Annotated in this window: 19 protein-coding genes; 13 read left to right on the top strand and 6 right to left on the bottom strand. The window is 70.1% G+C overall.

The window, feature by feature from the left end:
• The first annotated feature begins 7 nt into the window (after positions 1-7).
• Positions 8-712, top strand: coding sequence for a polyamine aminopropyltransferase (locus BDK89_RS15100; RefSeq protein WP_133869737.1), 705 nt, complete (start codon positions 8-10; stop codon positions 710-712).
• A gap of 136 nt (positions 713-848) precedes the next feature.
• Here the strand turns inward: BDK89_RS15100 and BDK89_RS15095 are convergent, their stop codons facing one another.
• The gene (locus BDK89_RS15095; RefSeq protein WP_133869736.1) at positions 849-1,478 is read right to left on the bottom strand and encodes a peroxiredoxin; all 630 of its coding nucleotides are present in this window, start codon (positions 1,476-1,478) and stop codon (positions 849-851) included.
• A 147-nt stretch (positions 1,479-1,625) separates the two neighbouring features.
• Between BDK89_RS15095 and ftsY the strand changes: the two genes are divergently transcribed.
• The 3 genes from ftsY to ffh all read left to right on the top strand — a co-directional run bounded on the left by ftsY (position 1,626) and on the right by ffh (position 6,368).
• On the top strand, positions 1,626-2,774 hold the full coding sequence (gene ftsY, locus BDK89_RS15090; protein ID WP_133869735.1) for a signal recognition particle-docking protein FtsY: 1,149 nt from the start codon (positions 1,626-1,628) through the stop codon (positions 2,772-2,774).
• A gap of 19 nt (positions 2,775-2,793) precedes the next feature.
• Positions 2,794-4,746 (top strand): hypothetical protein, encoded by a 1,953-nt coding sequence (locus BDK89_RS15085; RefSeq protein ID WP_133869734.1) that lies wholly within the window; start codon positions 2,794-2,796, stop codon positions 4,744-4,746.
• A 173-nt stretch (positions 4,747-4,919) separates the two neighbouring features.
• Positions 4,920-6,368: a signal recognition particle protein gene (ffh, locus tag BDK89_RS15080; protein WP_133869733.1), complete on the top strand. Its 1,449-nt coding sequence runs from the start codon at positions 4,920-4,922 to the stop codon at positions 6,366-6,368.
• Positions 6,369-6,371: 3 nt separating this feature from the next.
• Here the strand turns inward: ffh and BDK89_RS15075 are convergent, their stop codons facing one another.
• Positions 6,372-6,824 (bottom strand): hypothetical protein, encoded by a 453-nt coding sequence (locus tag BDK89_RS15075; protein ID WP_133869732.1) that lies wholly within the window; start codon positions 6,822-6,824, stop codon positions 6,372-6,374.
• Positions 6,825-7,024: 200 nt separating this feature from the next.
• Here BDK89_RS15075 and rpsP point away from each other — a divergent pair, with 200 nt between their 5' ends.
• The 7 genes from rpsP to BDK89_RS15040 all read left to right on the top strand — a co-directional run bounded on the left by rpsP (position 7,025) and on the right by BDK89_RS15040 (position 10,523).
• Positions 7,025-7,288, top strand: coding sequence for a 30S ribosomal protein S16 (gene rpsP / locus BDK89_RS15070; protein WP_133869731.1), 264 nt, complete (start codon positions 7,025-7,027; stop codon positions 7,286-7,288).
• Positions 7,285-7,539: a KH domain-containing protein gene (locus BDK89_RS15065; protein WP_133869730.1), complete on the top strand. Its 255-nt coding sequence runs from the start codon at positions 7,285-7,287 to the stop codon at positions 7,537-7,539. Before rpsP ends, BDK89_RS15065 begins: the two co-directional genes overlap by 4 nt.
• A gap of 206 nt (positions 7,540-7,745) precedes the next feature.
• Positions 7,746-8,246, top strand: coding sequence for a ribosome maturation factor RimM (locus tag BDK89_RS15060; RefSeq protein WP_133869729.1), 501 nt, complete (start codon positions 7,746-7,748; stop codon positions 8,244-8,246).
• A gap of 4 nt (positions 8,247-8,250) precedes the next feature.
• Complete coding sequence (gene trmD / locus BDK89_RS15055) at positions 8,251-8,985, top strand: tRNA (guanosine(37)-N1)-methyltransferase TrmD (RefSeq protein WP_133869728.1); 735 nt, start codon at positions 8,251-8,253, stop codon at positions 8,983-8,985.
• A 52-nt stretch (positions 8,986-9,037) separates the two neighbouring features.
• The gene (rplS, locus tag BDK89_RS15050; protein WP_133869727.1) at positions 9,038-9,385 is read left to right on the top strand and encodes a 50S ribosomal protein L19; all 348 of its coding nucleotides are present in this window, start codon (positions 9,038-9,040) and stop codon (positions 9,383-9,385) included.
• Positions 9,382-9,744 (top strand): YraN family protein, encoded by a 363-nt coding sequence (locus BDK89_RS15045; RefSeq protein WP_133869726.1) that lies wholly within the window; start codon positions 9,382-9,384, stop codon positions 9,742-9,744. The genes rplS and BDK89_RS15045 overlap by 4 nt, the downstream gene beginning before the upstream one ends.
• 188 nt (positions 9,745-9,932) lie before the next feature.
• Entirely contained in the window at positions 9,933-10,523 is a 591-nt protein-coding gene (locus BDK89_RS15040; protein WP_133869725.1) for a hypothetical protein, read from the top strand.
• On the opposite strand, the gene BDK89_RS15035 is transcribed toward BDK89_RS15040, so the two are convergent.
• From BDK89_RS15035 to BDK89_RS15020, 4 genes are read right to left on the bottom strand one after another with little or no spacing between them, the layout of a single operon-like run.
• A complete protein-coding gene (locus BDK89_RS15035) occupies positions 10,504-13,812 on the bottom strand; it encodes a UvrD-helicase domain-containing protein (protein WP_133869724.1) in 3,309 nt (1,102 codons plus the stop codon). The genes BDK89_RS15040 and BDK89_RS15035 overlap by 20 nt on opposite strands.
• The gene (locus BDK89_RS15030) at positions 13,809-16,820 is read right to left on the bottom strand and encodes a PD-(D/E)XK nuclease family protein (protein WP_133869723.1); all 3,012 of its coding nucleotides are present in this window, start codon (positions 16,818-16,820) and stop codon (positions 13,809-13,811) included. The genes BDK89_RS15035 and BDK89_RS15030 overlap by 4 nt, the downstream gene beginning before the upstream one ends.
• A gap of 42 nt (positions 16,821-16,862) precedes the next feature.
• Positions 16,863-17,546 (bottom strand): ribulose-phosphate 3-epimerase, encoded by a 684-nt coding sequence (rpe, locus tag BDK89_RS15025; protein WP_133869722.1) that lies wholly within the window; start codon positions 17,544-17,546, stop codon positions 16,863-16,865.
• Between the two features lie 30 nt (positions 17,547-17,576).
• Positions 17,577-17,789 carry an SPOR domain-containing protein gene (locus tag BDK89_RS15020; protein WP_133869721.1) on the bottom strand — a complete coding sequence of 71 codons (213 nt, stop codon included), beginning with the start codon at positions 17,787-17,789 and terminating at the stop codon, positions 17,577-17,579.
• Between the two features lie 47 nt (positions 17,790-17,836).
• Here BDK89_RS15020 and BDK89_RS15015 point away from each other — a divergent pair, with 47 nt between their 5' ends.
• Together BDK89_RS15015 and BDK89_RS15010 are read left to right on the top strand one after the other, a co-directional pair.
• On the top strand, positions 17,837-19,030 hold the full coding sequence (locus BDK89_RS15015) for a class I SAM-dependent RNA methyltransferase (protein ID WP_133869720.1): 1,194 nt from the start codon (positions 17,837-17,839) through the stop codon (positions 19,028-19,030).
• Between the two features lie 31 nt (positions 19,031-19,061).
• Positions 19,062-19,970, top strand: a complete 909-nt coding sequence (locus BDK89_RS15010) for a pseudouridine-5'-phosphate glycosidase (RefSeq protein WP_208294084.1) — start codon at positions 19,062-19,064, stop codon at positions 19,968-19,970.
• The last annotated feature ends 3 nt before the right edge of the window (positions 19,971-19,973 follow it).

Genomic DNA, 19,973 nt, shown 5'->3' with positions numbered 1-19,973 from the left:
GTGCGACGTGAGTCGCGCGTTCGAAGTGCTCGACGTCCGGCCGACGCGGATGGGCGAGTTGATGCTGAGACGGCGGCTCGAACCGGTGCTGCAGATCGACATCTGGGAGGTGAAGCTGGGCGAGGCGTTCCTCATGTCGAGCATGTTCACGGCGACCGAGGAGGCCGTGGGCCGGCTCGGCATCGCCGACACCCAGGGCGACGCCCTGCGTGTCGTCGTCGGCGGACTCGGCCTCGGCTGCACCGCCGCAGCAGCGTTGGAGAGCGACCGGGTCGCCGAACTGACCGTCATCGACGCCCTCGCCGAGGTGATCGAGTGGCACGAACGTGGCCTGGTCCCGCTCGGCCCGACGCTCGTCGCCGACGAGCGGTGCCGCTTCGTGCACGGTGACTTCTTCGCCATGGCGCACGACGGCATCGACGTCGGTGGGGGACCACCGTTCGATGCGATCCTCGTCGACATCGATCACACCCCCGACTTCCACCTCGACGAGAGCCACGCCGGCTTCTACAGCGAGGGCGGGTTGCAGCGGGTCGCCGACCAGCTCGTACCGGGCGGCACGTTCGCGCTGTGGTCGGACGACCCGCCCGACGCCGGGTTCACGGCACTGCTCGGGCGGGTGTTCGGCGACGTCCGGGCCGAGATCGTCGAGTTCCCGAACCACTACACCGGCGCCAACAGCGCCTGCACCGTCTACCTCTCCCACCCCTGAGCTCGCGAGCGAGCCCCGGGCCCTCGACGAGGGGGACCCGGGGCTCGGCGCGGCTCGGTCTTCGCTACGACTGTGCGCCACGAGTCTGCGAAATCAGACGTGACGTCAACGCAGCGATCGGGCGAACCGGGCCGACTCAGGAGGGTTGGTCGGCGTAGCGGAGGTAGGGCTTGACTTCCTCGACGTTGGGGAGCTTGGCCTTGGCGTCCTCGGTCGACATGGCGGGCGACACGATGACGCGGTCGCCGGGGCGCCAGTCGGCGGGGGTGGCGATCGGGGCGGCGTCGGTGGCCTGGAGGGCGTCGATCACACGCACGATCTCGTCGAAGTTGCGACCCACCGACTTGGGGTAGGTGAGCGTCAGGCGGACCTTGTTGCTCGGGTCGATGACGAACACCGAGCGGACGGTCGACGTGTCGCCCTCGCCCGGGTGGATCATGTCGTACGCCTCCGACACGGCGCGCTCGGGGTCGGCGATGATCGGGAAGTTGAGGTCGGTGCCGCCGACCTCGCCGATGTCGGGAGCCCAACCGTGGTGGTCCTCGATCGGGTCGACCGACACGGCAATCGCCTTCGTGTTGCGCTTGCCGAAGTCGTCCTTCAGCGCGGCGGTGCGACCGAGTTCGGTCGTGCACACCGGGGTGAAGTCGGCAGGATGGCTGAACAGCACGGCCCACGAGCCGTCCTTCCAGTCGTGGAACGTGATCTCACCCTCGGTGGTGACCGCGGTGAAGTTGGGGGCTTCGTCGCCGAGACGGATGGACATTGGGGTACTCCCTCGAGTCGTTGTTCGGACCTTTCCCGACCACTTCGGTCGGGATTGAAGCATGGCAAACGTCATGCCCTTGCGGCAACGTCGGTCGACCGTTTTCCATTCCGGCCGTCGCGACCCGCCGCTAGCGTCGGGGTCGATATGGACATCCAGTGGCTTTTCCTGATCCTCGCGATCGTCGTCCTCGTCTTCGGGGTCGGTGTCGTCGTCGCCAACCGTCGCAAGATGGGCAGCGGGCAGCGCACCGAGCTGCCGCCGCGTCCGGCTCCGTCGGCACCGTCGACCACCACCGAGGAACCCGAGGGCGACACCCTCGTCGAGGAGCCGCCGGTCGTCGAACCGGAACCCGAACCGGAACCGGTCAAGCCGCTGTCACTGCGCGACCGCCTGTCGAAAGCACGCGCCTCGTTCAGTGGTGCGTTCGGCAGCATCCTCGGGCGCGGTGCCATCACCGACGAGACCTGGGACGACCTCGAAGAGGCGTTGCTGCGTGCCGACGTCGGCCTCGGTGTCGCCGACGGTCTGCTCGAGCCGCTCAAGGAGCGCGTGAAGGCGAAGGAGATCACCGAGCCGTCCGACCTGCTCGCAGCGCTGCAGGCCGACATGATCGCCCGATTGGCAGATGCGGATCGTGAAGTCCACTTCGACGAGTCGCTCGAGCCCGGTCAACCGAACGTCTGGCTGTTCGTCGGGGTCAACGGTGTCGGCAAGACCACCACGATCGGCAAGGTCGCCCGCCAGCAGACCGAAGCCGGCCGCACCCTGCTCCTGGCCGCCGGCGACACCTTCCGCGCCGCCGCGGCCGAGCAACTCGGCACGTGGGCCGAACGCTCGAACACCGAGTTCGTGCGAGGCACCGAAGGCGGCGACCCGTCATCGGTCATCTTCGACGGCATCGAGCGTGCCGCCTCCAAGCAGATCGACCTGGTGCTGGCCGACACGGCCGGCCGCCTCCACACCAAGACGAACCTGATGGAGGAACTGAAGAAGGTCCGTCGTGTCGCCGAGAAGGGTGCCGGCACCGTCACCGAGACGCTGCTCGTGATCGATGCGACCACCGGCCAGAACGGTCTGGCGCAGGCCCGTCAGTTCAGCGAGGCCACCAACGTGACCGGCGTCGTGCTCACCAAGCTCGACGGCTCGGCCAAGGGCGGCATCGTCTTCGCCGTCGAAACCGAGCTGGGGATCCCCGTCAAGCTCGTGGGCGTCGGCGAGCAGGTGAACGACCTCATCCCGTTCGACCCCGACGAGTTCGTCAACGCGCTGTTCGACACGGGAACCGACGGCTGATCCGAGACGTCCAACGGGCATGCGCAACCACCTCACGCGTTTCGTCCCCGTCACCGCGGCCCTCGCACTCGTCCTGAGTGCCTGCGGCAGCGACGACTCGTCCTCCGACCCGATCGACTCACCCGACACGACGTCGACGGCCGACGACGGCGGCCTCCGTGCCCCGTCACCCATCCAGATGACGGGCGGAGGCTCGTCCGACACCCGTACTGCCGGAGCGTCGGTCGAGGTCGCCGCCTCCGACATGGCGACCGACATGATGATCGCCCCGTACGTCATCGCCGACTTCGTGGTCGGCGACTTGCCGCCGTTGCCCGACAACACGACCGGCTACGTCTTCGACGCCAACGGCATGCCGACCGCCGCCGACGCGGCGACGATCGCCGCCGCACTCGGTCTCGAGGGCGAGGCCCAACAGATCGACGACGGCTACTCGGTGTACTGGCGGGTCGGCCCCGACGACGGCACCGCCCCGTCGATGACGCTGTGGGACGACGCCATGCAGTCGTGGAGCTACGACTGGGGCTGGGCCGGACGCGACGCCGGGATGGTCGCCTGCGAGACCGCAGCGATGCCGGCCGTCGACCCCGAGACCGTCGACACGATCGAGCTCGGCGAGGGCGAGACCACGGTGGTTTCCGCCGTGCCCGAGACGATCCCGGTCGAGCCGTGCCCCGAACCCGAGCCGCCGACCGGGCTGCCGTCGGCAGCCGACGCCGAGCAGCGGGTGACCGACATGCTCGCCGCCATGGGCGTCGACACAGCGACCGTCACGTTCGAGACCTACACCGACGAGTGGACGACGAGCGTCACCGCCGGCGAAGAGATCGACGGTGTCAGCGCCCGCAGCTGGGGTTTCTCGTTCGGTGAGAACGCCGAGCTCCAGTACGCGTGGGGGAGCAGCGCCACCCCCGCCCCGGTCGGGCCATATCCGCTGATCGACCTCGACACGGCCGTCGCCCGCCTCGAGGACCAGACCTTCGGCGGGTGGGGCGGCCTGCCCCGGGCCGAACCGGCCCTGCTCGACGAGGCCGTGAGCAGCGACGCCGCGGTCACGGACGATGCGGTGTCGGAGCCGATGCCGGTCGATGTGCCCGAGGGCCCGGTCGACACGATCCAGCCCGAGGAGATCACCGTCACCCTCGTCGACGTCCAGCCCGACCTCTGGTGGGCCTGGGACACCGACGGCTCTGCGTGGCTCGTGCCCGCCTACCGGTTCATCGGCGACGACGGCGGCTGGTACACGGTGCCCGCCGTGACCGACGAGTTCCTGATCCAGGCCGAGCCCACCGAACCGCCGGTCACGGAGCCGGCCCCCGAACCGGTCGATCCGCCGGCGACGACCGCTCCCGCCGAGCCGGTCCCCGTCGACACGACCGTGCCCGGCGAGCCGCCTGCGACGGTCGTTCCCGACGGGTTGGGCACGAACGTCGGCATGAGCCTCGACGAGTACACCGACACTGCCTCAGCGCTCGGGTTCACGGTGCGGGTCGTCGAACGCAACGGGGAGCCGCTCGCCGTCACGGACGACTTCCGGACCGATCGGGTGAACGTCGCCGTCGTGGGTGACGGCGGGTCGGAGTACGTCGTGCGGGCGACCCTCGACGACGGCACCCTGCTCGGTGAAACCGACATCCCCGGTGTGACCCTGATGACGATCACCGAGGTGGTCGAAGGCGTCGAGTACTACCCGGCGTGCGGCAACGAGATCCTCGACCTCGACGGTGTGCTCTGGTACCCGATCGACGAGACCATCGCCCCCGAGTTGTGGGCAGCGGCGACGACGATCGACCGCGATGCGTTCGAGATCGCAGCGGCGAGTGGGTTCGCCCGTGTCGCCGAGCCGGGCCCCGGCGACGACATCGGCACGTTCGTGCTCTACGAGGACGGCATCGCCCGCTTCGTCTCCGACAGCGGCAACCTCGACCGCTGGCTCACCACCCAGGAACAGACCTACCCCTGGGAGTGCTGACCGCGCACCGGGTCGGGTGATCTCCGGAAACGGCTCGGCTGCGCCTCGCCGTTCCCTTCGACACCCGACCCGGCGGACCCACCCAACGGGTCGGGTGTCGTACGGGACGGCGACGGAGTCGACGTTTCGGGAGATCACCCGACCCGGGGACCGCCGGTAGCCTGGGGGGTCTCATGTTCGACAATCTGTCCAACCGACTCGACGGGATCGTCAAGCGCCTCCGCGGCAAGGGCCGCCTCACCGAGGCCGACGTCGACGAGATCATGAAAGAGATCCGGGCGGCGCTGCTCGAGGCCGACGTCAACGTCACCGTCGTCCGCTCGGTCTGCAACCGGATCCGCGAGCACGCGATCGGCGCCACCCGCAGCCAGGCGCTCGACCCCGGCCAGCAGGTCGTCAAGGCGGTCAACGACGAACTCGTCCGCATCCTCGGCGGCGAGACCCTCACGGTCCAGTACGCCTCCAAGCCCCCGACCGTCATCTTGATGGCCGGTCTGCAGGGTTCCGGTAAGACCACGGCCACCGGCAAGCTCGCCCTCTGGTTCAAGTCGCAGGGCCGCCAGCCGCTCCTGGTCGGTGCCGACCTCCAGCGTCCCGCCGCCGTCGAACAGCTCCGCACCCTCGGCCGCCAGGTCGACGTGCCGGTCTACTCCGACCCCGAAGACCCGATCCTCACCGCCTACGAAGGCGTCGAGGAAGCCAAGCGTCTCGGCCGTGACGTCGTCATCGTCGACACCGCCGGCCGCCTGTCGATCGACGCCGAGATGATGGAGCAGGTGCGCCTCATCTCCGGCGCCGTCTCGCCCGACTACACGTTCCTCGTCATCGACGCGATGACCGGTCAGGACGCCGTCCAGACCGCCGAGGCGTTCCACGAGACGCTGCAGATCGACGGCGTCATCCTCTCCAAGCTCGACGGCGATGCTCGCGGCGGTGCCGCATTGTCGGTGAAGGAAGTCATCGGTCGGCCGATCGCGTTCGCCTCCACCGGTGAGAAGCTCGACGCCTTCGAGCAGTTCCACCCCGACCGCATGGCGTCGCGCATCTTGGGCATGGGCGACGTGCTCACCCTCATCGAGCAGGCCGAACGTGCCTTCGAGGCCGATCAGGCCGAGCAGGCCGCCGCCCGCATGATGGAGGGCGAGTTCACCCTCGACGACTTCCTCGAGCAGATGCAGGCCATCAAGAAGATGGGATCGCTCAAGAGCATCATGTCGATGATGCCCGGCATGCCGAAGGAGCTGAAGAACGCCGAGATCGACGACGAGATGCTCGTGCCGATCGAGGCGATGATTTCCTCGATGACCGCGGAAGAGCGTGCCCGGCCTCAGATCATCAACGGCAGCCGCCGCGGCCGCATCGCGAAGGGTGCCGGTGTCGAGCCGGGCGAGGTCAACCGCCTCGTCAAGCAGTTCGGCGACATGCAGAAGATGATGAAGAAGATGGGCATGACCGGCGGGGGCAAGAAGGGCAAGGGCAAGCGCGGTGGCTTCCCGGGTCTCGGTGGCCTCGGCGGCATGAAGGACATGCCCGACATGGCCGAGCTCCAGGAGATGATGGGCCAGGGCGGCCCCGGGGCGCCCGGCGGCCAGCTCCCCGGCGGCTTCAACCCGCCGCGCTGACCGTCACGCCGAGGCGAACGCGGCCGTCTCGACGACGACCGGCGTCTGTCGTGTCAGCCGGCGCGGCAGCATGCGGTCGATCCGGGCCGTCGACGCCGGGAGCACGATCCGCTCGCACGGGTGCTCGGCGACGACCGAGATCAGCTCGTACGCGGCGTCCGGGCCGGACGCCACGATCGTCCCGACGACGCGTCCGCTGCGGCTCACCCGCAGCGCCACCTCTTCGAGGTAGCTCCACGCTGCGCTGGTGACGCTCACGCCCTGGTCGTGTGCGCGGTTCCGAAGGGCGTTGCAGGCGCGTCCGCTGGTGAGCACGACGATCAGGACGTGGCGGTCGGCGTCGTGCAAAGCGTCGAGTGAGGTTTCACCGTCGGGCGAGGTCGGGTCGACCAGCACGACGGTCGCCCGGTCGGTCGACGTGGCGGTCGGTTCGGTGGACGGGGTGGGGGTGTTCACGAGAGAGTCCTCCGTCTGGTGTGGGTGGTCGTTCGCGACGGTACGGAACTCGTGTGTCGGCTTCGTGAACGGCGTGTGGCGGATACTCGGACTGTGTGAGACATCGGTCACCGGACCCCTCACGAAAGTGAGGCGTTCGGATTCGCGCCGGACGCCGCTAACCTTTCGTGGTTCTCAAATTCGCCTGTAGGAGACAGTTCATGGCAGTCAAGCTGCGCCTCACACGAGTCGGCAAGAAGAAGCAGCCCCAGTACCGCATCGTCGCGGCCGACGCCCGTTCGCCCCGCGACGGTCGTTTCATCGAGATTCTCGGTCACTACGACCCCCGTCAGGAGCCCTCCGGCCTCACCGTCGACAACGACAAGGCCGTGAAGTGGTTGAGCGAGGGTGCCCAGCCGACCGAGCGAGTGGCCAAGCTGCTCGAGATCTCGGGCGCGATGGAGCAGTACAAGGCCGCCAAGTGAGCGACCAGGCTGCACCCACCGCCGTTGCCGTCCTGACCCACATCGTCACCTCGATCGTCGACAATCCCGATTCGGTCACGGTCGACGAGGTCACCGACGAGGGCAAGCTCCGTCTCGACGTCCGTGTCGCCGACGGCGATCTCGGTCGCGTGATCGGCCGTCGCGGCCGCACCGCTGCGAGCATCCGCACGGTCACCCGAGCCGCGGCGAGCAAGGACGGCGTAGAGCTCGACATCGAGTTCTTGGACTGACCGCTCCGGCCAGATCGCCCGATCGCTGCGTTGGCATCGCCCGCTCGTTGCCGGAAGGCAACTCGGGGCTCGCCTGCCTTGCGCTCGAACGATCTGACTCGGAGCGGAAACCAGAAGAAGTTCCAGGTCCCGGACCCGTTGAGGGTCCGGGATTCTGCGTTTTCGTGGGATGAGGTCTGACCCCAACCGACGGTACGTTTGGGGGCATGCGTGATGTCGTGCCGGAGGGGTTGTTGGAGGTCGGGAAGTTGGGGCGGGCGCACGGGGTGCGTGGCGACCTGTTCGTCGACCTCACCACCGACCGCACCGAACGGGCCGACGTCGGGGCCCGGCTGTGGGCACGCGGCACCTGGTACACGATCGAACGCTCGAACCGGGCCAACCGTCGCTTCCGAGTGCACCTCACCGGCGTCGACGGTCGCACCGAAGCCGAAGCACTGACCGGCGCGGTCCTCTACGCCGAGCCGATCGACGACGCCGAGGCGCTCTGGATCCACCTCATCATCGGTGCCGACGTGGTCGAGACCGACGGCACCCGCCGTGGCAGCTGCGTCTCGGTGATCGACAACCCGGCCGCCGACCTGCTCGAACTCGACTCGGGTGCGCTGGTGCCGGCCACGTTCGTCACCGGCATCGATCGCGACGCCGACCCGGTCGTCGTCACGATCGATCCGCCCGAGGGCCTGTTCGACCTGATCGAGGGCTGATCCGGTGCGGATCGACGTCTTCACCCTGTTCCCGGGCCTGGTCGACGGCTTCTGCTCCGACAGCCTGCTCGGCAAGGCGCGCGACAACGACCTGCTCGATCTGCGCCTCCACGACCCGCGCGATCACACGTCCGACGTCCATCGCACGGTCGACGATGCACCCTTCGGTGGCGGCGCCGGCATGTTGATGAAGCCGGAGCCCCTGTTCGCCTCCGTCGAGGCAGCCGATCCACCCCGACCCCTCTTCCTGCTCGGTCCCGGCGGCCGCACCTTCGACCAGGGCATGGCTCGCGAGCTGGCCGAGCTCGACGGGTTCAGCCTGCTCTGCGGACGCTACGAAGGTGTCGACCATCGGGTCCGCCGGCATCTCGTCGACGACGAGCTCAGCATCGGCGACGTCGTGCTGAACGGCGGCGAGGTCGCTGCCTGCCTGGTCGTCGAGGCCGTCGTGCGCCTGCTCCCGGGCGCGATGGGCAACGCCGAGAGCCCGGTCACCGAGAGTTTCGGGGCGTCCGGGTTGCTCGAGGAGCCCCATTTCACCCGGCCTGCCGACTTCCGGGGGTGGTCGGTGCCCGACGTCCTCCGCAGTGGCGATCACGCCCGCGTCGCCCGTTGGCGCCACGCCCAGGCCCTCCACCGCACGATCGCGGCCCGCCCCGACCTGATCGACGCCCGCGGTGGTCTCACAGATGACGACCGCGCGTTGTTGGAAGAGTTCCCACCTCACCCGTATCATTGATCCGCCCCTGTGGCACGCACCTGCCCGGACGGCCCGAGATCGAGAGAGACCCATGAAGACGACCGACATCATCGACAACGATTCGCTCCGCGACGACATCCCCGAGTTCTTCCCCGGTGACGAACTCAAGGTCCACGTGCGCGTGGTCGAGGGTGGCAAGGAGCGCGTCCAGGTGTTCCAGGGCAACGTCATCAAGCGCCAGGGCAGCGGCCTGCAGGAGACCTACACGGTCCGCAAGCTGAGCTACGGCGTCGGAGTCGAGCGCACCTTCCCGATCCACGCCCCCACGGTCCAGAAGATCGAGGTCGTCAAGCGTGGCGACGTGCGTCGCGCCAAGCTCTACTACCTGCGCGACCGTATCGGCAAGGCCGCCAAGGTCCGCGAGAAGCGCGAGTTCTGACGCTCGATCGCTCGAACCAGGCACGCGGTGCCTGGGGAGAGTCCCGAGCGGCTCGCCATCTGCGGTCGCTCGGTTTCGACATCGTCGACCAGCAGTGGCGCGCGCCCGAGGTCGAGCTGCGTGGTGACATCGATCTCGTCGCCCGACTCGACGACCTCGTCGTGTTCTGCGAGGTGAAGGCCCGCCGCAGTGGCTCGCCCGGTGGTGCCGTGGCTGCCGTGACGCCCGCCAAGCAGACCCAGGTCCGCACCCTCGCCGAGAGCTGGCTCCGGGCTGCCGGTTCGCCGGCGGTCGACGTCCGGTTCGACGTGATCGCGATCGACGGGGTCACCCTCACCCACTACGAAGCGGCGTTCTGACGCCCGAGAGCGCCTTCTGACGACGCAGCTCGTCGAATGATCACGTCAGCTCATGAAGCCCCACACGACCAGTGCGGCGGCGGTGAGCATCCCGATCGCCAAGACGATGTAGTCGGTCGGGCGGGCCTTGAACTTTCGTTGCGGGTTGTACCCCATCGCTCCCAGTATCGCCAGTATCTTCGGAAAACATGTGGCGAGCAGCGCTGGTCGGCCTTCTCGGGCTCTCACCGGCCGCCTCCGACCCCCTGGTACCGGTGCCGGAGGGGTGCACTGCACCGACCGCCCCGCACGTGGTGTTCGTCGGTGAGGTCGTCGATCGTGACTACCGCACGATCCGATTCGAGATCGACCGGATCCGGGCCGGCAACCCCGCCCCGTTCGGGTTCGACGACGACCTGGTCGACGTCCGGTACGGCCTCGACGCCCAGTACCTCGACGACGGCGAGACGTATCTCGTGTCGGCAGTCGTCCACCCCGACCTCGGCCTGCTCACCTCGAAGGTGACCGACCCGATTGAGAACTTCGGGGGTGACGAGGTCATCGGTGTGTCGGAGACCGACGTCGACTGTCCCGAGTTCGACGATCCGATGCGGACCCTGCACGTCGACGGCACCACGATCGAGACCAGCCTGCTGCAGCCGTTCTTCGACGCCCGGATCCGGATCCTCGGCGCCGTCCTGGTGCCGATCGGCCTCGCGTTCGGCGCGATCTTCGCCCTCGCGACGTTCCGGCTCAGCCTCAGCGGCCTGTTCAACGCCGTCAGACCGTCTCGGCGATGAGGCCCCGTGCCTCGTCGAGTGCCTCCGGCCACCGGTCGATGACGATCTCCTCGGCGGGGCCGTCGGGGCGACAACGGACCAGCATCGCCGCCTCGACCGGCGCGCCCAGCAACTGCTCGACCACCACGCCGTAGACCGCCAGCTGCTTGCGGTAGCGGGCGACCCGGTCGGCGCGCTGTGCGTCGTCGGGGTCGTCGGGCCACTGGTCGGTCTTGTAGTCGACGATGATGCCGCCGCCCGGCGTCTCGACGAACAGATCGAGATAGCCCTCGACCGTGCGGCCACCGACCGGTGCGGCGACGAACAGCTCGCGATGGTGGGGCAGTTCGAGCGCCCGCTGCACGATCGGGGCGGCGATCGCCGACCGGGCGAGGTCGGCGACGGTGTCGTCCATCCCCACGATGCCTTCGGCCGCGCACTGTGCTGCCGCCTCGGCGTCGACGTCGCCCCCGGTGCGGAGATCGGCGTACTGGAGCACGGCGTGCACCGCACGGCCGACGGCGGTGCCGTACCGGCCGCGCTGCCACGGCGGGAGGTCGAGGTCGACCGCGCCCTTGTCGAGACCGGGGTCGGTGTCGGCCTCGCCGGCGAGGTACGTCGCGCTGACGCTCGGCCGGAATCGCGCGTCGGCGATCGCCCGCCGACGCTCGGTTTCCCATTCGTCGTACCCGGGCCAGTCGAGTTCGGGGGCATCGGCGCGGTCGAGCACGAACCGTTCGGACGTCGGCGACAGCGCGGTCGCCCCGGCTGCCTCGTCGGCGGCACCGTTGGCGACGAGCAACCGGCCGCTCTCGGCGGTCTCGCCGGGCTTGCTGTCGGGGTAGCGGTGCAGCGACACCACGAGGTGATCGACGGCGCGCGTGCACGCCACGTAGAGGAGGCGACGACGCTCGGCGTCGCTCATCTGCTCGTCGATCGGGATGAAGTCCTCGAAGACCGGGTCGGGCGTCGATGTGTTGGAGATGGTCCAGGTGTCCTGATGCCACACCACGGCGTTCGACTTCGTGGCGTGCGGCTTCGTGGTCATGCCCGACACGACCGTGATCGGGAACTCGAGGCCCTTCGCGGCGTGCACGGTCATGATGCGCACGGCGTCGTCGTCGTGTTCGGGCAGGATCGTGTCGGCGTTGCGGCTCTCGCTGGCGAGCAGGTGTACCCAGGCGAGGTAGCGCCGCAGCCCGTGGCCGCCGGCGTCGCTCCAGGCCCGGGCCTGGTCGACGACGTAGCGAACGCGACGCCACACGTCTCGGGCATCGGGTCGGTCGAGTGCGACGTCGAGGGCGCGTCGCTCGTCGACGAGCGCCGACAGCAGGTCGGATGGGCTCATCCGGCTCGCCCGGCGGGCGAGCGATCCGAGATGTTGCAACGCCTCGCCGACCGGATGGTCGACCAGCGCAGCCGGGGTGTCGTCGTCGGGGCGCCACCAGACGGTCCACCGCCCGCCGGCGGCCTTCCATTCGTACAGCTCGACGTCGCTACAGCCGTAGAGCGGGGTGCGGAGCGCGGCGACCAGGGCGAGTTCGTCGGTCGGGTCGGCGGCAGCGCGCAACGCGAGCATGAGGTGTCGGATCTCGGTGGTGGCGTAGACGACCGAACTGTTCTCGGCCCGGTACGGGACGCCGCGTTCGTCGAGAGCCGACTCGAGCGCCGGCAGCGAGGTGCGAGCCGGGAGCAGCACCGTAATGTCGCCGGGTCGGCACGGACGGATCTGGTCGCCCTCGGTGACCTGCCACCCCTCGACGAGCGCGGTGGCCACGGCGTCGGCGGCGTCGGCCGCCTCACGGCGACGGATCTCGTCGGCCTTGCTGCGTCCGAGGTCGTCGTGCTCGTCGACCCCGAAGACGGTGACCGAGCCGTGTTCGAGGAAGTGGCGTCGGCCGGGCGTGAGGGCTTGATAAGCGGGTTGGGCGTCGGGCTGTTCGGTGATCAGTTCGCCGAAGACGGCGTTGACCCAGTCGAGCACCGGACGCGACGACCGGAAGTTGGCCGACAGGACCTCGGTGTCGGCGCCGACCTGGTCGGCGGCCTGCATGTACTGGGCGATGTCGGCGCGGCGGAACCGGTAGATCGACTGTTTCGGGTCGCCGACGATGAACAGCCGACCGGGGAGCGGGCGCAAGGCGCGCCAGTCGGTGTCGTGGGCCGGGTCGTCGGGTGCGGCGGTGAGCCGGACGGCGATCTCGAGCTGGATCGGGTCGGTGTCCTGGAACTCGTCGAGCAGGATGCGGGTGTAGCGCTCGTGCAGTGCCCGGCGGATGTCGGGGTGGCGGGCGACGAGCCGACGGGCGAGCACCAGGAGATCGTGGAACTCGAGCGTGCCGGCCGCAGCGCGTTCGCGAGCGGCGTCGAGCACCCATCGCCCGAACACGGCACCCAGCACGACCCGCCGTCGTTCGCGAACCGTCGCCAGGAGGTCGCGAGCCTCGGCAGCGAGTTCGAGTTGGTCGGAGCGGAGGATGTCGAGGCCCTCGGGGTCGAGACCTGCTTTCTTCCACGTCGTCTTCGAGCCGCAGCGTTTGACCTTCTCGCAGCGGTCTTCGAGCTGGACCAGCCGGGCGACGCGCTCGCCCAGGCGGGTGGCCTCGAGCCCGGCGGTGGCGCTGCTGCGGAGTTCGGCGAGGCGGCCGGCCTGCTTGTCGTCATCGGGCACCGGTGTGTCGCACAGGGCGAGCACCCGCCGGAAGAAGGGATCGGCGTCGAGCTGCCACGGCGCCGGATCGCTCCGATCGACCCGAGTCTCGACGAGGTCCCAGTTGTCGTGGAAGCTGTCGGCGAGTCGGCGTCCGCCGCTCTCGAGGCGGAAGTTGTCGAGCTGGCACAACTCGACCAGCTCGCTCCCGCCGGCGACCACGCCCTCGACGGGTTCGGCGTCGTCGAGGAGTCGGTCGACGAGTGCTTCCCACCGTTCCTCGGATGCCAGGTGGCTCTCGAGCTCGTCGAGCACGGTGAACCCGGGTGGCAGCTCGGCGGCGATCGGGAAGTCGTTCAGGAGCCGTCGGGCGAAGGCGTGCAGGGTGCCGATCGGGGCATGGTCGAGTGCGGCCACCGCAGCGTGCTCGCCGGCCGCGGCGAGTTCGTTCCGCAGCCGGTGGCGCAGCTCGGCCGCCGCCTTCTCGGTGAAGGTGATCGCGGCGATCGACCCGATGTCGATCCCGGACCGGACGAGGCCGACGATGCGGCCGACGAGGCTGGTGGTCTTGCCGGCGCCGGCACCGGCCTCGACGAACAGATTGGCCGTGAGGTCGGTTGCGATGCGGTCGCGTGCGGGCTGGTCGATCGGTGCGCTCATCGTTCGGCTCCCTGCTCGTCGGCCCCGTCGTCGGCGAACACGGCCACCAGCCGCGGGTCGTCCTGCTTGCGGCTCCAGTCGGCGTAGCGCTCGTCGACACCGAGACCGTCGGGGTCGCAGTAGTGGCAGTCGACGTAGAACGTGAACTTCGGCGGCTCGGTGATGGCGGGGAACAGCCCTGACTCGATGCCGTCGACCAGCCACCGGAGGTCGTCGGTCACCTGATTCCAGACCTCGTCGTCGAACGAGTAGCCGTAGCGCTCGTAGTTGCCACGATCGAAGAATCCGTATTCGGCCCGGACAGGCGTCGAACCCGGCGCTTCGCCGATCGTGGCGAGTGCTGCCGCCGCGTAGATCGGCAGCTGGAACTTCGTCCGACCCTCGGTCGGGTCGGTGCGGTCGATCTTCTTGAACTTGTCGGCCTTGCCGGTCTTGTGGTCGACGATGACGAGTTCGCCGGTGGCCGTTCGGTCGATCCGGTCGGCGGCGCCGAACACGGCGAGCTGACGCCCGTCGCCGAGCGGGAGCGACACCTCGACGTCGGGAGCGCGACCGAATCGCAGCTCGGAGTGGACGACCCGTGCGCCCCGTGAGCCGGCGAGTCGTCCGTCACGGACGAACCAGTTGAACAGCTCGGCTCGCACCGAGGGCCGCTGGAGAAACCAGTTGGCGGCGCGGCCGGTGCGGCCGGTCTGCTCGAAGCGATCGGCCGTCTCGGTGAAGATCTGCTCGAGTGCAGCCGTCGCCTCGGGCGACCAGCCGTCGGGCCCGGGCTGGGGAATGTCGCCGGCGATGACCCGACGATGGAACACGTCGAGCGTGTCGTGGATGACGTTGCCGCGCTCCATCGGTGACAGACCGAGCTCGTCGGTCGGGTCGTCGATCGGGCGGACCCCGAGCAGGTACCGCATGAAGTACGCGTGCGGGCACGACGGCCACAGCTCGATCTGCGACGCGGACACCGGACGTGGGAAGTGATCGATCGTCACCGAACTCAGGTCGCCGTCGAACTCGGTGACCCGGTCGCTGCGGCGACTCGCACGGAGACGGAGTCCGCGGATCGCAGCGGGATCGTCGGCGCACCCGGCGACGAGTGCATCGACGCCGCTCGCCGCGGCGACGGCCCGTGCCCGCAGTCGGTGCTCGGGAGCGGAGCCGGGGAACTCGCAGGCGACGAGGCCTGCGTGGTGGCTCGGGACCGAGTGGGGCGAGACCGACGGGAGGTGCTCGGCGATCCAGCGCGACGGCAGTCGGTCGGTGGTGGCTCGCAGGTCGCCACGCGGTGTGTGCACGATGAGCGTCGCCGACGTGGTGGCGTGAGACAGGAAGCTGCGGTGGATCCGGTTGGCGCGAGCGTCGGCAGAGCCGAGCCCGGCAGCGCGCCGGTCGGCGTCGGAGATCAGCGGGTCGGACGGGGGCGGGGGAGGCAGGAGCCCGTCGGCGGCGCCGAGCACGATGGTGAGATCGGCGCCGAGACCGACCGTGCCCGCCAACGATCCGATGGTGATGCCGTCGCCCAAGCGGCCGAGACGGCCCGGGGCGGCCTCGAACTCGGCGGCGAAGGCGGCGCGGAACTCGCTGCGCGTGACGGGTTTGCCGACGGTGTCGAGGTAGCGCAGGCGGTCGAGCACACGGTTGGCATGGTCGGACGCGAGGCGCTCGGCTTCGTCGAGTTGGTCGAGCACCGAACGGCCGAGGCGATACAGCACCTGGCGTTCGCACCACTCGGCCCAGTCGCTCCAGCTGCGGGTGCGCGAGCGCGGCCCCAGGTCGCGCCGGAGGTCGTCGACGAACGCGGACAGCGCTTCGGCGTCGTCGGCGTGACGCTCGCGCTCGGTGGCCCGCATGGCGGCGGCGTGGGCTGCGAGCCGGGGCGTCCAGTGGGCGTCGGTGCTGACGCCGGCGGCGCGCGCCCGGCGTTCCCATGCGGCGACGGACACTCGCGCGCCGTCGGGACCGTTGATCGGGACGTCGGCGAGCAGGTCGAACAGCTCCGATCGCCGCAGGCCGCGTCGGTCGAGATCGAGCAGGTCGAGCAGGAATCGCGGCACGAGCCGCTCGGTGACCAGCGTGCCGGGTCGGCCGTTCCAGGGCAGACCGGCGACGCCGAGGTGGTGTTCGACGAGGCGGGCGTACGGACGGTCGGTGGGCCACACGAGCGCCATGCGGGCGAACGGGGTGCCGCTGCGTGCCGCGTCGACCAGCTGCCGGACGGCGTGGCGGACCTCTTCGTCGGCGTCGGTGGTGGACACGACGCGTGTGTCGGCCGGCACGACCGGGATGGCATCGGCGACGGGATCGACCGAGGCGCCGAGCGCCGTGGCGAAGTCGACCGTCTCGGCGTCGACCGACGCGATGCCGGTCCACTCGACGAGGACCTGGAGATCGGTGACGTCGCCGATGGCGCGTAGCAGGTCGGCCGGGAGACCACGGTCGACGCGGGGGAGGAACACCACCGCCCGTTCGAACGGACGCTCGCCGGCCCGGATGCGCTCGATCGCCGCTGCGATCAGGTCGGCCTCGTCGAACCAGTGAGCGGCGAGCCGCTCGGACACCATCGACGACACCCGCGCTGCCTCGCGTCCACGAGCCGACGCGCCCCGGAGCGCCGCGGCACCGAGCGGACCGGCCAACCGCAGTTCGCGGTGGAGGTTGCGCAGGCTCGTCACCGTGGACGGGTGGTCGGCGACGGATTCGTAGTGGCCGGGTGCGTGCCGCAGCACCTCGCGGACCGTGATGTCGATCAGCGGGGTGCTGACCGGACGGCGGCCTGCTGCTGCCAGGTCGGCGCCGGCGATGCGCTCGGCGAGGCGGCCGGGCGTGACGAGCTCGATGGCAGCCACGCCACCGTCGGCGCCGAGCCGGCGCCGCGCCGTGACGCCCACGGCGTTGGTGGGGACGATCACCGTGACCGGCGCGAGCGGGTTGCCCTGTTTCGCGGCGCGAACGGCCGCGGCCAACGCCTGGATGGCGTCGGGGGCGAACACGGGGGTGCACCGAACGGACATGGTTCCGAGCGTACGGGCGGGGTGTCGCAGGGTTTCGCGCCGTCAGGCGCGAGCGCCCTCGGCGAGCGACCGCAGGTGCGACACGGCGTGCTCGAGGCCGTCGGGGTCCTTGTAGAGCGCGCTTCCGGCGATCAGGACGTTCGCGCCCGCTCGAACGGCGCCTTCGATCGTCGCCGGGCCGATGCCGCCGTCGACCTCGAGGTCGACGCTGTCGCTCAACCCTCGTTCGTCGAGCATCGCCCTGACCTCGGCGATCTTGCGCTCCATGGTGGCGATATAGGCCTGACCGCCGAACCCGGGGTTGACGGTCATCACGAGGACGAGGTCGACCAGGTCGAGCACGTGCTCGATCGCCGACGCCGGCGTCGCCGGGTTGAGCGCCACGGCGGCACGGGCACCCATGCCGTTGATGTTGTCGAGGGTGCGGTGCAGGTGCGGCGCGGTCTCGGCGTGCACGATCAGGCGCGAGCATCCGGCGTCGACGTACTGCTGTGCCATCGCGTCGGGCGTCAACACCATCAGGTGCGCCTCGAACGGCACGGAGCAGTGAGATCGCGCTGCCGCGATGACGTCGGGCCCGAAGGTGAGGTTGGGGACGAACTGGCCGTCCATCACGTCCCACTGGACGAGGTCGACGCCGGCGGCCTCGAGCGCGGCGACCTCGTCACCGAGGCGGGCGAAGTCGGCGGGGAGGACGGACGGGACGATCTGGATCGGTCGTGTCACGGGAGCGAACCTACTCGCCGACGTGGCGGGTCAGTCGTCCTCGTCGTTCTCTCCCCACGACTCCCATTCCTCGTCGTCGTCGTCCCAGGCTTCGTTGCGCTGCTCGACCTTGGCCTGCCAGTTCTCGGCCTCGCCCTTGGTGGCGTACGGCCCCATCATGTCCTCGGCGGGTCCGCGCTCGTCGGCCGGCACCGCCTGCTCGCGGCGCAGGTCCCAGTACCACTGCTCGTCGGGGTTGCTCATGGCACCAGCATCGCGAACGAGCGACCGGTCTGCCTAGGCTCGAACGGGTGACCACGCCCGACGACCGCACCACCTTGCGAGCAGAGCGGTACATCGCCGGCGGCGAGGCCATGGCCCACGAGCCCGACGGCAAGGTCGTGTTCGTCCGTGGCGCCGTGCCCGGCGACGAGGTGTTGGCCACCACGACGGAACGCAAGGACGGCTGGAGTCGCGCCGTCGTCGGCGAGGTCGTCGTGGCGTCGTCGGAGCGGGTCGAGTCTCCCTGCCCGCAACGTCGCCTCGGGTGTGGCGGGTGCGACTGGCAAGAGCTGGCCGTCGTCTCGCAGCTCCCGCACAAGGTCGAGATCGTGCACGACGCGTTCCGTCGCACCGCCAAACTGCCCGACGCGATCATCACCCGCGGTGCCGCCGTCGACCCCGACGGCTACCGCACGACGATCCGTGTCGTCGGCGACCATGACGGGCGGCCGTCGTATCGTGCCGACCGGTCGCACGATCTGGTGCCGGCCACCGGGTGCCTCGTGGCGCATCCCGCACTGCGCTCGCTGCTCGACTCGATCGTGATCGACGCCGGGCTCGAGGTAACGCTCCGGGTGTCGGCCGCCACCGGCGAGCGGACCGCCCGCTGGGATCGCCGGCGCGGCGACGTGCAGAGCCTGCCCGCCGACGTGGGGGTGGGGGCCAAGGCCCAGCTGACCGAGCGGGTCGCCGGCCACGACTTCCGCGTGTCGGCCGGATCGTTCTTCCAGAGTGGGCCGGCGGCCGCGGAGCTGCTCGTCGACGCCGTCAAGCGTGCGGCGCCCGAACTCGCCGGTGCCGGGGCGGTGCTCGACGCCTACGCCGGCGTCGGGCTGTTCGCGCTCGCCGCCACCGACCCGGCGTCGTACCTCATGACGGTCGAGAGCTCGCGGACTGCGGTCGCCGACGCGATGCACAACCTCGCCGACCGTCGTGCTGCCGTCGAGTTCGACCAGGTCGGCCGGTGGCGTCGGCCCGACGGCCTCGACATCGACGTCGTGATCGCCGATCCGGCCCGCTCCGGTCTCGGGCGACCCGGCACGGCGGCCATCGTGAGTGCCGGCGCTCCCGTCGTGGTGCTGATCAGCTGCGACCCGGTCGCCGCGGCCCGCGACACGGCGCTGTTGCACCAGCACGGGTATCGCCACGACGGCACCGAGGTGCTCGATCTGTTCCCGCACACGCACCACGTCGAATGCGTCACGCGGTTCGTCGCGGTGTAGCGCGTCGGTCGCCGCCCGGCAGACTGTCCGGGTGATCTCCCCGGTTCTCTCCGACGACGTCGCTGCCGCTCTCGCCGATGGTGCGCCCGTGGTGGCGCTCGAGTCGACGATCTTCTCCCATCTCGGTCTGCCGTCGCCGAACAACCGGGAGGCGCTCGACCGGTGCCTGTCGGCGATCGTCGACGGGGGAGCGGTCCCCGCCGTCACGGCGGTGCTCGACGGGGTGCCCCGAGTGGGCCTGTCGGCCGACGAGCACGCCCGCATCCTCGGCCCGGCCCGCAAAGCCGCCGAGCGCGATCTCGCCGTGGCGATCGGCCAGGGCTGGGCGTTCGGTGCGACGACGGTCTCGGCATCGGTGGCCCTCGCCGCCCACGCCGGTGTGAGCGTGTTCGCCACGGGCGGGATCGGGGGCGTGCACCGCGGCGCCGAACTCACCGGCGACATCAGCGCCGACCTCGACGCGATGGCACATCATCCGGTGATCACCGTCAGCGCCGGTGCCAAGGCGTTCCTCGACCTGCCCCGGACGCTCGAGTACCTCGAGACCGTCGGCGTGCCCGTCCTCGGGTGGCGCCACGACGACTTCCCGGCGTTCTACACGCGATCGTCGGGCGTCCCGGTGCCGCATCGCGTCGAGTCGGCCGACGAGGTCGCCGCGATCCTGGCCGCCCGCAGCCGCGACCGCTCGGGCATGCTCGTGGCCGTGCCGATCCCCGAGGGCGACGCGCTCGACGCCGACACGCTCGACGGTGTGCTGGCCCAGGCGTTGACCGACGCCGACGCCGCCGGCATCGGCGGTGCCGCCGTCACGCCGTTCGTGCTCGGCCGGATCGGTGAGGCGACCGCCGGCGAGAGCGTGCCGGCCAACCTCGCACTGGCCGAGAACAACGCGAGGGTGGCAGCAGAGATCGCCGTGGCGGTCGCCGGCCGGGCCGGCTGAGCG

The sequence above is a fragment of the Ilumatobacter fluminis genome (genome assembly GCF_004364865.1).
Taxonomy (GTDB): domain Bacteria; phylum Actinomycetota; class Acidimicrobiia; order Acidimicrobiales; family Ilumatobacteraceae; genus Ilumatobacter; species Ilumatobacter fluminis.
Note: the sequence above shows the minus strand (reverse complement) of the source record. Positions and strands in the feature narration are given on the sequence as shown.